This window comes from Humitalea sp. 24SJ18S-53, assembly GCF_050632385.1.
Classification (GTDB): Bacteria; Pseudomonadota; Alphaproteobacteria; order Acetobacterales; family Acetobacteraceae; genus Humitalea.
Genome location: NZ_CP192599.1, coordinates 2,759,995 through 2,774,012, shown reverse-complemented (window position 1 = coordinate 2,774,012; position 14,018 = coordinate 2,759,995). Strand labels below are relative to the sequence as shown.

Below are 14,018 nucleotides of genomic sequence, written 5' to 3'. Positions count from 1 at the left end.
GCAAGGCTACGCGGGTCGCCCGAACGAATCAACACGAATAAATCGTGTTTTATAATTGACTCCTATTTTACCGCGTGGAATTGATGTGCGTGTCGCGGCCGATGGTGGTCACGCGACACAGGAGGTCTGCACCCATGTCGATCTCCGTCTGGCAGGATGGCGCCTGCCTGGTGAGCTGTTGACGCTTCGGCCCTGATCCGTCCGGCGCGTGCGCCGTGCCGTCCGCCCCTTCATCACTGCATCGGACCTGACTCATGCCGAGACAATTTCTCCGTCCATGGCTGCGATGTCGGTGAGCCCGCACGCCCTGCGTCTGCCTCAGCCGACATCATCGACCCCTTCCAGGCGGGAGCCTTTCCATGACCCAACATCGCAGTCCTGATCTCGAACGACGTTCATTGCTGGTTGCCGGTGCGGCCGCTTTGGGCGCCGCGGCGCCGGCAACGGCGCAAAGCGTTCCACCAGCGCAAGCGGCAAGCGTGGCGCAAAGCTACGACGAGCAGTTCCGGGCACGTGCGCTTGTGCTGCGGCAGCGCCTGGCGCTGGACGCCGCCGCGGCCCCCATTCCGCCGCACCCGGTGAATGGCGACCAGGATCGGTACCCGAGCCGCATCGGCACCGACACCCGCGGCCTGCCGCATGACGCGCGCGGTGAAGTGCAGCCCGAGGCCTGGCGCCTGGCCAGTATCGCCTTCACCACGCGCGACCCGGCCGACTTCGAGAAGATTCCCCTTGGCGGCACGCGCAAGCTGGTCAATCCGGTCGGCACGCTGGCGATCAGCCTGAAGGGGTTGAACGCCGCGCAATTCGGCCTGCCGGCGGCGCCGGCGCTGGCCGGTGCCGCGCGCGCGGCGGATGCGGTCGAGATCTATTGGCAATCGCTGCTGCGCGACGTGCCCTTTTCCGATTATCGCGACGACACTGACAACGAACTTGTCCGCGCGGCGGTGGATGAGTTGAACCGGATCCCCGAATTTCGCGGCCCGAAGATCAATGGTCAGGTGACGCCGCAGAGCCTGTTCCGCGGCAGCGTCAGCTATGTCGATGCCTCGGACCCGACGGGTGCCACGCCGCGCTGGGTGACGCCGCCGGGTGTGGTGGATGGGCCGTTGGTCTCGCAATTCCTCTATCGCGACGTGCCGCTGGGCAATCAGAGCCTGTCGGCAAAGATCCGCGCCTATGCGCAGGCGCCGGATTTCCTCACGGGCTATGATGAATGGCTGCATGTGCAGAATGGCGGCGCGCCGCGTGCGCGCATCACCTATGAGGCCGCGCCGCGCTATATCGTCAATGGCCGCGACCTTGGCGCCTATGCGCATACGGCGCAGGCCTTCACCTTCGTCGCCAACCAGTTGCTGGGCGTGCCGGCCTTTGCGGCGGATCCGGCCTATGGCGGGTTGTATCCCGGGAACCAGTCGGCGGCCGCGCCCAGCGATCCCTATCTGCGATCGCGCAGCCAGGCGGGGGCCGCGGGCACGTTCGGCACTGCCTATTACCAGGCGCTGATCAACCTTGCGGCGTCGAGCGGCATCCGCATCAACTACTATCAGAAATGGTACGCGCAGCGGATTCTGCGCCCGGAGGCCTTTGCCGGCCTTGTGCATCACCGGCTGGCGAACAACGTCACGGATTACCCGATCCACCAGACCCTGCTTGGGTCGCAGGCGCTGGAACGCAGCCGGGCGAAGCATGGCACCTTCCTGCTGGGCCATATTTTCCCGGAAGGCGCACCGCTGCACTCGTCCTATCCGGGCGGTGCGGCCATCAATGCCGCGGTCACCGCCACCTTGCTCAAGGCCTTCTATGACGAGAGCCGCGAGTTCCCGAATCCCGTGCAGCCCGATCCGAATGATCCGACGCGGCTGATCCCCTATCGCGGGCCGCCGCTGACCATCGGCGGTGAGTTGAACAAGCTGGCGCTGAACTATTCGGGCGGGCGGACCTGGGGCGGCATCCATTGGCGTTCCGATGCCGCAGCCTCCTTCCCGCAGGGCGAGGATCTGGTGATCAGCCTGCTGCGCGAACAGCGTGCGACCTTCGCCGAACCCTTCGACGGCTTCACCTTCACGCGCTTCGACGGCACGCGGGTGACGGTGTGAGCGCTGTCCTGGAGCGGGCGCGGGACTCGGGGGCGGCGGCAGCGCCGCCCCGCATCGCCCTGTCGGCCCGCGGCGTCACCAAGCGGTTCCATATCGCGGGCGCCGAACTCGTGGCGCTCACCGGCATCGACCTTGATGTCGATGACGGGGAGTTTGTCACCATCCTCGGTGCCAGCGGCTGTGGGAAATCCACGCTGCTGCGGCTTTTCGCGGGGTTGGAGACGGCCGATGCCGGCACGCTTCTGCACGCCGGCCAGCCGATCACCGGGCCAAGCCTGCAACGCGGCCTGGTGTTCCAGGAACCGCGCCTGTTTCCCTGGCTGACCGTCGCCCAGAATGTCGCCACCGCGCTGCTGAATGCGCCGGTCGGTCCCGAGGTGAAGCGCCTGGCCGTCGCCGACCACATCGCGCTGGTCGGGCTGACGGGCTTCGAGGACGCCTGGCCGCATCAACTTTCCGGCGGCATGGCGCAGCGTGCGGCGATCGCGCGCGGCCTGGTCAATGGTCCCGATGTCCTGCTGATGGACGAACCCTTTGGCGCGCTCGACGCGCTGACCCGTGCGCGGCTGCAACGCGAATTGCGTCGCATCTGGGAGAGGGAGCGCACCACGACCTTGCTCGTCACCCATGATGTGGACGAGGCCCTGCTGCTGGGCACGCGGATCGTGGTGATGACGCCACGACCAGGGCGGATTGCCCGGATTTTCGATCTCACCAGCGGCCTGACCCGCGACCATGCCGATGCGGGTTTCGCTCGGCTGCGGGCGGAGGTGCTGGCCACCCTTGATGACGGCAACAACCAGGAAGGCGTTTCACGGTCATGACCACCATCTCCCGTCGGATTTCCATCGCCGCCGCCACGGCGGCGCTGTTCGCACCGCGCATCCTGCGCGCGCAGACCCGCGTGGTGCGCATCGGCTTCGCCTCCATCGGCGCGGGCAACCGGCAGTTCACCGGTGGTTCGCCGATCGCGGCGTCGCATGCCGAGGGCTGGCTGGAACGCGACCTCGCCGATGAACGCGGGTTGCAGATCCAATGGTCCTTCTTCGCTGGCGCCGGTCCCGCGGTGAATGAGGCCCTGGCCAACAACCAGTTGGATTTCGCGTTGCAGGGCGACCTGCCCGCCGTCATCGGGCGCGCCAATGGGCTGCGCACGAAGCTGATCCTGGCCAATGGCGTGAACAATCCGATCTACCTCGCCGTGCCGCCCGACAGCACGATCCGTGGCCCCGCCGATCTGCGCGGCAAGAGCGTGGCCTGGCACCGCGGCACCAACCTGCATCTGTCCATCGCCAAGGTGCTGGCGGCGAACAACCTGACCGAACGCGACCTGCGCGTGGTGAACCTGGATTTCGCGGCATCGGATGCGGCGCTGGCGACGCGCAGCATCGATGCGGCCTTCAGTTCGCCGGTGCTGTTCGGGCTGCAACGGCGCGGCTTGGCAAAGATCGTCTACAGCACCAAGGGCGACAATCCCGGCTTTGCCCGGCATTCGCACCTGCTGGTGCAGGAAGCCTTCGACAGCGCCAATAGCGAACTCACGGGCCGCATCGTGAACAGCTTCGTGCGCGCCTCCGACTGGGCGTCGAAGGAGGAAAACCGCGAGGAGTTGTTCCAGATCTGGGGCAAGTCCGGTCATTCCGTGGACAACTTCCGCGAGGATTTTGCAGGCCTGCCGCTGGCCTTCCGCAACAACCCGCTGCTCGACACCTTCCTGCAGGGCCAATACCGGATCCAGGCGGACCAGGCGCTGGAACACCGGCTGGTACGCCGCCAGGTCGATACCGCGAGTTGGTTCGACACGCGCCATTTGGACGCGGCGTTGCGCGACCTCGGCCTGCAACAGCGCTGGCAGCGCCGTGATGCCGAGGGCCGGGAGATCAGCGCCTGATGTCGGCCTCGGTCCTACCCCTGGGCCGGTCCCGCCAGCCCCTGGCCTGGCGGCTGCCGACCTGGCCTTCGGCGTTGGTGGTGCCGCTGGCGGGGCTGCTGCTTTGGGTCATCGCGGCGCGGGCGGGCTGGCTGACACCCGCCATCCTGCCCGCACCGGCCGAGGTCTGGGCCACGCTGGGCGAACTCTGGAAATCCGGCGACCTGCAAAGCCACGCGCTATGGAGCATGGGCCGCGTGGCCCAGGGTTTTGCCATTGGCGCGCTGGCGGGGCTGGCGCTGGGTGCGGCCATGGCGCTGTCGCCACGGGTCGATGACTACCTGCGGCCGAGTTTCCTGGCCATTGCGCAGGTGCCTGTGATCGGTTGGGTTCCCTTGCTGATGCTGCCGCTTGGCATCGGCGAGGCGCTGAAGATCGTCATCATCGCCAAGGCGGCGCTGGTGCCGATCGCCATCAACACCCATGCCGGAATCCGCGCCGTGCCGCGTGGCTTTGTCGAGGTCGGCACCGCCTTCCGCTACAGCCGCCTGCAATTGCTGCGGCATGTGGTGCTGCCGGCGGCGATCCCGCCGGTCTTCACCGGCGTTCGCTACGGGCTGACGAGTTGCTGGAAGGCGCTGGTGGCGGTGGAACTGCTGGCCTCGGCCGAGGGGCTGGGCTTCCTGCTGGTCTGGGGCCGGCAGATGTTCCAGATGGACCTCGTCGTCGCCGGCATCCTGGTGATCGCCACGATCGGGCTGCTCTTCGACGGCACGCTGGCGCTGCTGGAACGCCGTCTGCAACGCTGGCGGCCGGCATGAGCGCCCGGGCCTGGCGTGGCCTGACGCCGCCCCTGCTGCTGCTGGCGCTGTGGCAGGGCGCGAGCCTGGCGGGGCTGACCGACCCCCGGCTGCTGCCCCCGCCAGCGGAGGTCGCCACCACCGCCTGGCGGGTGCTGACCGATCCCATGATCTTCGTGGCGCTGGGCACCAGCCTGGGGCGCTGCGTCGCGGGCTTCGCGCTCGGCGCCGGCCTGGGGCTGGCTTTTGGTCTGCTCTGCGGTTTGTCGCGGCCGGCGGATCGGCTGCTGGGGCCGAGTTTCCATGCGCTGAAGAATGTCGCGGTCTTCGCCTGGATCCCGCTGATCGCGATGTGGTTCGGCTTTGGTGAACAGGCGCGCATCGCCTTCGTCGCCCTGGCTAGCTTCACCCCAGTGGTGCTGAACACCTGGGAAGGCGTGGCCAGCACGCCTCGCCCGCTGCTGGAAGTCGGCGCGGCCCTGCGCTTCGGCCCCTGGCAGCGACTGACCCGCATCCGGCTGCCGGCGGCGATCCCGTCGCTGATGACCGGCGTGCAGATCGGGCTGATGCACGCCTGGCTGGCGACCATCGGCGCCGAATACTTCCTCGCCAAGGGCACCGGCCTCGGCGGGGTGCTGATCGAGGGGCGCGACACCTTCGACATGGCGCTGGTGCTGTTGGGCGTCGTGGTGCTCGGCGGTGTCGGCCTGGTGCTAAGCCAGGTCGTGCGGTTCGGCTGCGCGCGCCTGTCGCCATCGCGGCTCGACCTGGCCTGACGATCCAACCCGAAACCATAGGAGACCCACAATGTCCTACGACGCCATCACCCTGAATCGGCTTTCTCCAAACATCGGCGCCGAGGTGCGCGACATCGACATCACTCGCCCCCTGTCCAACGCGCAGGTGGACCAGTTGCATCGCGCGCTGGGTGAATTCGGCGTGCTGTTCTTCCGCGACCAGGACTTCAACCACGACAGCCAGAAGCAGTTCGGCCGCTACTTCGGCCAGCTCGACATCCACCCGAATGCGCCGGGGCCGGAGGGGCATCCGGAGATCCTGCCGATCCATGCCGATGCCAATAGCAAGCGCATCAATGGCGAGCGTTGGCATTCCGATGTTTCCTGCTTCCAGGAACCGCCGCTCGGCTCGATCCTGCATCTGCACACCGTGCCGCCGATCGGGGGCGATACGCTGTTTTCCAGCCTCGCCGCGGCCTATGACGCGCTGTCGCCGAAGTTGAAGACCTATCTGGAGGGGCTGACCGCCACTCATTCTGGCGAACGGTCCTACCGCCGCACCAACCGGCTGCTGGGCATCGACGACAGCGGCCGGGTGCATCCCAGTGCGGTGCATCCCGTCGTGATCCGCCACCCGATCAGCGGCCGGCGCGGGCTGTATGTGAATCGTGGGTTTACCGTGCGCATCAACGAGGTCTCGGAGGAGGAGAGCGAGGCGATCCTCGGCTACCTCTACAGCCACGCGGAGAAGCCGGATTTCCAGGTTCGCTTCCAGTGGCAGCCGAATTCGGTGGCCTTCTGGGACAACCGCGCGGTGCAGCACCTGGCGGTCTGGGATTACTTCCCGAATACGCGCAGCGGGTCGCGCGTCACGGTCAAGGGTGAGGCGCTGCACGCATGGGTTCAAGGCCATGCCACCGATCCTGCCGGCGCTGTTTGACGTCTTTGTCGCGGAGGTGGTGCCGCTGCTGCAGCAGCGGGGCCTGTTCCGCATCGCTTATGACGGGGACACGTTGCGCGATCATGTCGGCCTTGCGCGACCCGCCAACCGCTACTTCGACGCCGGGGCCGATGCCTGGCCGCCTTCGCACTCCCGGCCTTGGCCCAGGCCTTGTCCCGATGGGCCGGGAGCGGCGCCGGGAGGCTACCCACGCAGGTGACGACATGGCCCGGGGGGCGCCGCGCGCGCCCCCCTCGGCCTGTTCTTCAGCCCTTCGTCCCGCACCAATCCGCGATGGTCGCCGCGGCGACCTCCACGTTCTTCAGCCAATCCTCCACATCCACCCATTCATCATGCCGCCCCGTCTGCGTCAGGTCGCCGCAGAGCGGACCCAGCCCGACGCAGGGGATGCCCTGTTGCACCATCGGGTTGCGGATATCGGACGAGGTATGCAGCGGGTTGATGTGCGGCGCGGCACCCGTGACGGCGGTGACCGCGGCGCTGACCACCTGGTACAGCGGGTGGTCCTCCGGCACCTCGCCGCCCGTCACGCCCGCGTGCCATTCCACGACCGGCGGGTTCGCCGCCAGGAAGGGATCGGCCGCGGCGGCTTCGGCGATGGTGGCCAGGACCTCGGCCTGCACATCGGCCAGCGCCTCGCCTGGTGGGAAGGACAGGGCGGCGCCCAGGGTTGCCGAGGCCGGCGTGCGGGCGAATTTATTGGGGTTGCCGCAGTTGATGTAGGTGATGAACAGGTTGGTGGAACGCCCGATCGCCGCCTCCAGCGACGGGTGCTTGATGCGGTCGCCACGGCGCGCGTCCAGCGCCTTCAGCGCCGCGATCACCACCAGCGCCTTGTCCAGCGGGTTGACCGCCAGGTGGGCGAAGGCGGTGTGGCCGGGTTCGGTGGTCGGCGGCGGGGCGCCGGCGACGGTCACGCGGAATTCCACCTGGCCACTGGCGAAGGTTTTCACTTCCCGCATGCCGACGCCGGATTCGGCCGGGTGGCAGTAGATCGCGGCATCGGCCAGGTGCCCCGCCTGCATCACCGCATGCACGCCGCGCGCGTGGCGCTTGCTGGGGGTGCTGGTCAGGATGACGTCGCCCTGGGTGGTCAGCCCGGCGCTGCGGATGGCGCGCACGGCCTCGGTCATCGTCGCGATGCCGGCCAGGTCGTCGGCGATGCCCCAGCCATATAGGCGGCCGTTTTCGATGGTCGCGGCGAAGGGGTCGTGGGTCCAGGTCTCGGTCCCGGCGATGGGTTCGCCATCGGGGTGGCCGAAGAAGATCAGGCTGCGCCCGCCGCCGCTGCCGCGCAGGGTGGCGGTGATCGCCTCGCGTTCCTCCGCAGCCTGGGCCGAGGCATTGGCGAATTCCAGCTTCATCGTGACATCGGCGGGCTGGTAGCGCAGGCGGGAGATCTCGCAGCCCAGGGCCTCGAACTCCGCGGCCATGCGGGCCTGGACGGCGTCCTCGCCCTTGGGTTGCAGGCGGATCAGCTCTTGCAGGAAGGCCACCGAGGCGTCGCGGTTCTGGCTGGCGGCCGCGCGGGCACGGGTTGAGGCTTCGGTCACGCGATGTTCCTGCTGTTGTGGACGGCCGCAACGTCCTGCCAGGCGCGCGTGGCGTCAACCGACGTGCCCAGGCTTGCCTGGACCCTGTGCGGGTCCATCTTGAGCGGTATGCAGGAACCTATGATCCGGCTTGGCGCCTTCGCCCTGGTGCTTTCCGCCATGGCGCTGGCGGAATTGTTCTGGCCATGGCGCCAGCCGGAGGCGAAGGCACGTCGCTGGGCCGCCAACCTGGGCGTGCTGGTGGTTGATTCGGTGCTGGTGCGGGTGCTGTTCCCCGTGGCGGCGGTGGGGGCTGCGATCTGGGCACAGGGGCAGGGGATCGGCCTGTTGCACGCCGTGCCGTCCTGGCTGGCGCTGCCGGTGGCGGTGCTGGCACTGGACCTGGCGATCTATTTTCAGCACCGGGTATTTCATGCGGTGCCGCTGCTCTGGCGGCTGCACCGGATGCATCATGCCGATACCGAGTTCGACACCACGACCGGGCTGCGCTTCCACCCGGTGGAAATCATCCTGTCGATGCTGATCAAGATGGCGGTGGTCGTCGCACTCGGCGCGCCGGCCCTGGCGGTCGTGGTGTTCGAGGTGCTGCTGAACGCCAGTTCCCTGTTCAACCATGGCAATTTGCGCCTGCCGGTGGCGGTGGATGCCGCGTTGCGGCGGGTGCTGGTGACGCCCGACATGCACCGCGTGCATCATTCGGTGCTGCGCGCCGAGACGGATAGCAATTTTGCTTCTTGCCTGGCCTGGTGGGACCGGATCTTTGGCACCTACCGGGCCGAGGCGGTGGCAGGGCGGGACGGGATCACCATCGGACTGCCGCAGTTCCGTAACCCGGCCGAACAAAGGCTGGACCGGCTGCTGACCCAGCCGTTCCGGGATTAGCCGATCGCCATCAGGCTGGCATTGCCGCCGACCGCCGCGGTGTTGGTGCTGATGCTGCGTTCGGCCAGGAGGAATTCCAGCGGATAGCCCTCCTGGTCGGCCTGTAGCCGGTCAGGTGCCGCGCCGAAGACGGGGCGGATCGGCCCCGCCAGGGCCGCGACCTCCTGGCAGACCTGGCGCAGGTCGTCCCCGGCGCCTTCGAACAGGACCAGGTCGCAATCGCTGGCGTCGCGGCTTTGCGCCCGCGTGACGCGCGCGGGCAGGGCGGCGGGAAGGCTGACGTTTGGCGCCCAGATTTTTGCGTCGTTACCGGTGGCGAGTGCCGCCGCCACCTGCACCGCCAGGCCAAAGCCGCTCGCGGCCACGCAGAGCACGCGGCCGCGGGGATGCAGGCTGTAGAGGTTGCTCTCCCCCACCGGTCCCGGCAGCGCCAATGCGACGCCAAGCCGCGACTGCGCGAGGATGCGCCCGCAGCGCGCCGCGGCTGGACCTTGCGCGGCCTGCCAGGCCATGGCGGCCGCGTCTGGCGCCGGGGCGCGGGGCAGGTCGGGTTCCACGGTGCAGGCCGCCAGCAGGCGGCGCAGATACAAGGGCCCGCCCGCCTTTGGCCCCGTGCCGGAGAGGCCATGCCCGCCAAAGGGCTGCACACCGACCACCGCGCCGATCATGTTGCGGTTGACGTAGATATTGCCGGCCGACGCCCCTTCGGTCACGCGCGCGATCGTTTCGTCGATGCGCGAATGCACGCCAAAGGTCAGGCCGAAGCCCAGGCCATTGATCTGGTCGATCAGGGCATCCAGCCCGTCGCGGCGGAAGCGCAGGACGTGCAGCACCGGGCCAAAAACTTCGTGGGTCAGTGCGGAGAGGCTGTCGATCTCGATGATCGTGGGGGCGACGAAGAACCCGTGCTGGCAGGTGTCGGGCAGGGGCTGGGCGTGCACCGCGTGGCCTTGGTCCCGCATCGTGGCGATGTGGGTCAGAATGCCATGCTGCGCCTCGGCGCTGATCAGCGGGCCGACATCGGTGGACAGGCGGTCCGGGTTGCCGACCGAGACCTCGGCCAGCGCGCCTTTCAGCATGGTCAGCACGCGATCGGCGACGTCTTCCTGCAGGCATAGCACCCGCAGCGCCGAACAGCGCTGCCCCGCGCTGTCGAAGGCGGAGGCCAGCACATCGCCGACCACCTGTTCGGCCAGGGCGGAACTGTCCACGACCAGGGCGTTCTGGCCGCCGGTTTCGGCGATCAGCGGGATCGGCTGGCCATCGGGGCTGAGCCGTTCGGCGAGTTGGCGCTGGATCAGCCGCGCGACCTCGTTCGATCCGGTAAACACCACGCTGCGGATGCGCGGATCGGCGACCAGCGCCGCGCCCACGGTGCCGTCGCCCGGCAGCAGTTGCAGGGCGCCTGGCGGCACCCCGCCCTCACGCAGCAGCCGCAATGCGATGGCGGCGATCAGCGGCACTTCCTCGGCGGGTTTCGCCAGCACGGTATTGCCGGCGGCCAGGGCTGCGGCGACCTGGCCGGTAAAAATGGCGAGCGGGAAATTCCAAGGGCTGATGCAGGCGACGGGGCCGAGGGGGCGGTGCGTGTCGTTGGCGAAATTTTCCCGCGCCTGGGTGGCGTAGTAGCGCAGGAAATCGACGGCTTCGCGCACCTCGCCAATGGCATTGGGCAGCGACTTGCCGGCCTCCCGCACGATGGGGCCGAGCAGCGCGGGCAGGCGGGCCTCCATCAGGTCGGCGGCGCGCTCCAGGCAGGCGGCGCGTGCGGCGGGCGGGGTGGATTGCCAGATGGGGGCGGCGGCGACGGCCTGGGCCAGGGCGGCATCGACGATGGCGGGCGTGGCCTCGACCACCCGCCCCACCAGGTCACGCTGGTCGGCGGGGTTGCGGATGTCGCGGGCCGCGCCGGCGATGTCGCCATCGCCCAGCATGGGCGCGGCGATCAGCGCCGCATCGCTGCCGGCCAGCAGGGCGGCGGAGAGCGAGGCCAGGCGCTGTTCGTTGGACAGGTCCAGCCCGGCGCTATTGGCCCGTGCATCGCCGAACAAGGCGCGCGGCAGGGCGATGCGCGGATGGGGGGACCCCGGCGGGTCGATGGCGCGCGCGGCCTCAACCGGGTCGGCGATCAATTCCTCCACCGATACGGCGCTGTCGCCGATGCGATGGACGAAGGAGGCGTTGGCGCCGTTTTCCAGCAGGCGCCGCACCAGATAGGCGAGCAGCGTCTCGTGCGTGCCCACGGGCGCGTAGATGCGGCAGGGCCGGTTCAGTTTGTCGCGCCCGACGACCTCTTCGTAGAGCGGTTCGCCCATGCCGTGCAGGCACTGGAATTCATACTGGCCGGTGTAGAAATTGCCGCCCGCCATGGCGTGGATCGTCGCCACCGTCTGGGCATTATGGGTGGCAAATTGCGGGAAGATCGCATCCGGCGCCCCCAAAAGTTTGCGCGCGCAGGCGAGGAAGGAGACGTCGGTGTGGATTTTCCGGGTGAAGACCGGAAACCCCTCCAGCCCATCGACCTGGGCGCGCTTGATCTCGCTGTCCCAATAGGCGCCTTTGACCAGCCGCAGCATCAACCGGTGGCCGCTGCGCCGTGCCAGGTCGATCAGATGGTCCAGCACGAAGGGCGCGCGTTTCTGGTAGGCCTGCACGACAAAGCCGATGCCATTCCAGCCGGCCAGTTCCGGCGCGAAGCACAGCGCCTCCAGCAGATCGAGTGAGATTTCCAGCCGGTCGGCTTCCTCGGCATCGATGTTCAGACCGATGTCGTAACGCCGCGCCAGCACCGCCAGCGCCAGAACGCGCGGCAGCAGTTCGGCCATCACCCGTCCATGCTGCGCGCGGCTGTAGCGCGGATGCAGGGCGGAGAGCTTGATCGAGATTCCGGGGCCTTCGTAGATGCCACGCCCGCCGCCGGCGCGGCCGATGGCATGGATCGCCTGTTCGTAGTCGCGGCAATAGCGGGCGGCGTCCTCGGCGGTCGTCGCGGCCTCACCCAGCATGTCGTAGGAAAAGCGGAAGCCGCGGGCTTCCATGCGGCGGCTATTGGCCAGGGCTTCGGCGATGGTCTGGCCGGTGACGAATTGCTCGCCCAGCATCCGCATGGCCAGGTCCACGCCCTTGCGGATCACAGGTTCGCCGCCGCGGCCGATCAGTTTCGCCAGGGCGGAACTCAGCCCGGCCTCGCTGCTGGTGGCGGTCAGGCGGCCAGTGACGACCAGGCCCCAGGTGGCGGCATTCACGAACAGGGACGGGCTGTGGCCGAGGTGGGCACGCCAGTCGCCTTGCCCGATCTTGTCGCGGATGAGCACGTCGCGGGTCGCGCGATCCGGGATGCGCAGCAGGGCCTCGGCCAGGCACATCAGCGCCACGCCCTCCTGCGTGGAGAGGGAGAATTCCTGGACCAGCCCCTCCATCCCGCCACGGGCGCCTTGTGCGCGCAGGGCTTCGACCAGGCGCCGTGCGGTGTCGCGCGCGGCATGGGTGACGGGTTCGGGCAGGGTGGCGCGGGAGATCAGGGCAGGGAGGCAGTCCTCCTCCGGCCGGCGATAGGCTTCGGTGATGCGGGCGCGCAGCACGCTTTGGGGCTGCACCGACTGGGCGAAGGCCAGGAAGGGCTGTGTGGTCGCGGGCAATTCGGCTTCCAGCAGGGACTGCACGCCGCGCCCATCCTCGAAGGCGGGTAGGGCATCGCCGCGCTCCAGCGCATCCAGCGCCGAGAGGATGGCCTGCTTGACCAGCCAGTGGGGCGTGCGGCCCTGGGCCTCGGCCGCCGATTTCAGGCGGGCGCGGAGCGAGTCATCGACTTTGACGCCGATCGTGGTGCTTGCCATGCACGGATTGGTAGCACCCGGAATTCGAAAGGTGCAACCCGATTTTCGCCGGGTTGCACCCGAGTGTCAGGCGGCGCTGACCAGATACGCCATGGCCGCATCCACGCCGCCCGGCGCATGCGGCACGCCGCAGAGCTTCAGCGACATCTCGACCGAGGCCAGCGTGCCCAGGATCATCGGCTCGTTCAGGTCGCCCAGATGGCCGATGCGGAACACCCGCCCGTTCAGCCGCCCCAGCCCCGCGCCGAGGGAGACGTTGAACTTGCCCAAGGCCGTGGTCCGCACGGCCTCCGCATCATGGCCCTCCGGCATCAGGATGGCGGTGACGCTGTCGGAAAACCGGTCCGGGCTTTCGCAGAAGAGTTGCGGGCCGTTGTTGCCCGACCAGTGGCGCACGGCGCGGCGGACGGCCTCGGCCAGGCGGGAATGGCGGGCAAAAACCTGGTCCAGGCCCTCTTCGTCAATCAGCCGCAACGATTCCTGCAAGCCATAGAACAGCGTGACCGGCACCGTACCGACGAAGGATTTGTGCTTGCGGCCCAGCATATTGGTCCAGGAAAAATAATGCTTGGGCAGGCGCGACCCCGCATGGGCGGCCATCGCCTTGGCCGAGACACCCGTGAAACTCATGCCGGTGGGCAGCATCAGCCCCTTCTGGCTGCCACCCACGGCGGCATCCACGCCCCATTCATCCATGCGGAAATCCAGGCTGCCGAGGGAGGAGATCGTATCGGCCAGCAGCAGGGCAGGGTGCCCGGACGCGTCCATCGCCGCCCTGACCTGGGGCAGGGGCAGCATCATGCCGGTCGCGGTTTCATTATGGACCGCGCAGACCGCCTTGATCGCATGGCCGGAATCGGCCGCCAGCGCCGCCTGCAAGCCCGCGAAATCCGCACCCCGGCGCCAGTCGGCCGCCAGGGTGTCGGCGACCAGGCCCAGGTCGGCGACCATTTTGGCCCAAGAGTCGGAAAAATGGCCGGTTTCGATGATCAGCACCCGGTCGCCGGGCGACAGCAGGTTGACCAGGCTCGCCTCCCAGGCGGCGTGGCCGGAGCCGGTGTAGAGGAAGATCTCGTCCTGGGTCTTCAGGATGCGCTTCAGCCCGGCGACGCAGTGTTCGTACAGGGCGAAGAAGGTGGGATCGTTGAAATCGACCGATGGATGCGCGACGGCATGCAGGATGCTGTCCGGAATATTGGTCGGCCCCGGGTTGGCGAAGAAATGCCTGCCCCTGGGGGTGCGCGCAGCCTGGCCCATGCGATGAACGCCTTTCCTCTGAT

10 protein-coding genes are annotated in these 14,018 nt (G+C 68.3%); 7 read left to right on the top strand and 3 right to left on the bottom strand.

Annotation, left to right across the window (positions count from 1 at the left end):
• Nucleotides 1-479 precede the first annotated feature (479 nt).
• From ACQW02_RS13305 to ACQW02_RS13280, 6 genes are read left to right on the top strand one after another with little or no spacing between them, the layout of a single operon-like run.
• Nucleotides 480-2,099, top strand: coding sequence for a hypothetical protein (locus tag ACQW02_RS13305; RefSeq protein WP_431285720.1), 1,620 nt, complete (start codon nt 480-482; stop codon nt 2,097-2,099).
• Nucleotides 2,096-2,923, top strand: coding sequence for an ABC transporter ATP-binding protein (locus tag ACQW02_RS13300; RefSeq protein WP_431285719.1), 828 nt, complete (start codon nt 2,096-2,098; stop codon nt 2,921-2,923). The genes ACQW02_RS13305 and ACQW02_RS13300 overlap by 4 nt, the downstream gene beginning before the upstream one ends.
• Nucleotides 2,920-3,990, top strand: coding sequence for an ABC transporter substrate-binding protein (locus tag ACQW02_RS13295; RefSeq protein ID WP_431285718.1), 1,071 nt, complete (start codon nt 2,920-2,922; stop codon nt 3,988-3,990). The genes ACQW02_RS13300 and ACQW02_RS13295 overlap by 4 nt, the downstream gene beginning before the upstream one ends.
• Nucleotides 3,990-4,790 (top strand): ABC transporter permease, encoded by an 801-nt coding sequence (locus ACQW02_RS13290; protein ID WP_431285717.1) that lies wholly within the window; start codon nt 3,990-3,992, stop codon nt 4,788-4,790. The genes ACQW02_RS13295 and ACQW02_RS13290 overlap by 1 nt, the downstream gene beginning before the upstream one ends.
• Entirely contained in the window at nt 4,787-5,545 is a 759-nt protein-coding gene (locus ACQW02_RS13285) for an ABC transporter permease (RefSeq protein ID WP_431285716.1), read from the top strand. Before ACQW02_RS13290 ends, ACQW02_RS13285 begins: the two co-directional genes overlap by 4 nt.
• Nucleotides 5,546-5,576: 31 nt before the next feature.
• On the top strand, nt 5,577-6,446 hold the full coding sequence (locus ACQW02_RS13280) for a TauD/TfdA dioxygenase family protein (protein WP_431285715.1): 870 nt from the start codon (nt 5,577-5,579) through the stop codon (nt 6,444-6,446).
• Between the two features lie 266 nt (nt 6,447-6,712).
• Here the strand turns inward: ACQW02_RS13280 and ACQW02_RS13275 are convergent, their stop codons facing one another.
• On the bottom strand, nt 6,713-8,020 hold the full coding sequence (locus ACQW02_RS13275) for a M20 family metallopeptidase (protein WP_431285714.1): 1,308 nt from the start codon (nt 8,018-8,020) through the stop codon (nt 6,713-6,715).
• 120 nt (nt 8,021-8,140) lie between these two features.
• Here ACQW02_RS13275 and ACQW02_RS13270 point away from each other — a divergent pair, with 120 nt between their 5' ends.
• Nucleotides 8,141-8,902 (top strand): sterol desaturase family protein, encoded by a 762-nt coding sequence (locus tag ACQW02_RS13270; protein WP_431285713.1) that lies wholly within the window; start codon nt 8,141-8,143, stop codon nt 8,900-8,902.
• Here ACQW02_RS13270 and putA read toward each other — a convergent pair.
• Nucleotides 8,899-12,738, bottom strand: coding sequence for a trifunctional transcriptional regulator/proline dehydrogenase/L-glutamate gamma-semialdehyde dehydrogenase (putA, locus tag ACQW02_RS13265; RefSeq protein ID WP_431285712.1), 3,840 nt, complete (start codon nt 12,736-12,738; stop codon nt 8,899-8,901). The two genes, ACQW02_RS13270 and putA, sit on opposite strands and share 4 nt — an antisense overlap.
• Before the next feature lie 66 nt (nt 12,739-12,804).
• Nucleotides 12,805-13,995, bottom strand: coding sequence for a pyridoxal-phosphate-dependent aminotransferase family protein (locus ACQW02_RS13260; protein WP_431285711.1), 1,191 nt, complete (start codon nt 13,993-13,995; stop codon nt 12,805-12,807).
• Nucleotides 13,996-14,018: the final 23 nt, after the last annotated feature.

Bases quoted from the DNA above. Each gene is read 5' to 3' on its own strand.
- ACQW02_RS13295 (WP_431285718.1), top strand. From the start codon at position 2,920: ATGACCACCATCTCCCGTCGGATTTCCATCGCCGCCGCCACGGCGGCG.
- ACQW02_RS13290 (WP_431285717.1), top strand. From the start codon at position 3,990: ATGTCGGCCTCGGTCCTACCCCTGGGCCGGTCCCGCCAGCCCCTGGCC.
- ACQW02_RS13285 (WP_431285716.1), top strand. From the start codon at position 4,787: ATGAGCGCCCGGGCCTGGCGTGGCCTGACGCCGCCCCTGCTGCTGCTG.
- ACQW02_RS13280 (WP_431285715.1), top strand. From the start codon at position 5,577: ATGTCCTACGACGCCATCACCCTGAATCGGCTTTCTCCAAACATCGGC.
- ACQW02_RS13270 (WP_431285713.1), top strand. From the start codon at position 8,141: ATGATCCGGCTTGGCGCCTTCGCCCTGGTGCTTTCCGCCATGGCGCTG.
- putA (WP_431285712.1), bottom strand. From the start codon at position 12,738: ATGGCAAGCACCACGATCGGCGTCAAAGTCGATGACTCGCTCCGCGCC.
- ACQW02_RS13260 (WP_431285711.1), bottom strand. From the start codon at position 13,995: ATGGGCCAGGCTGCGCGCACCCCCAGGGGCAGGCATTTCTTCGCCAAC.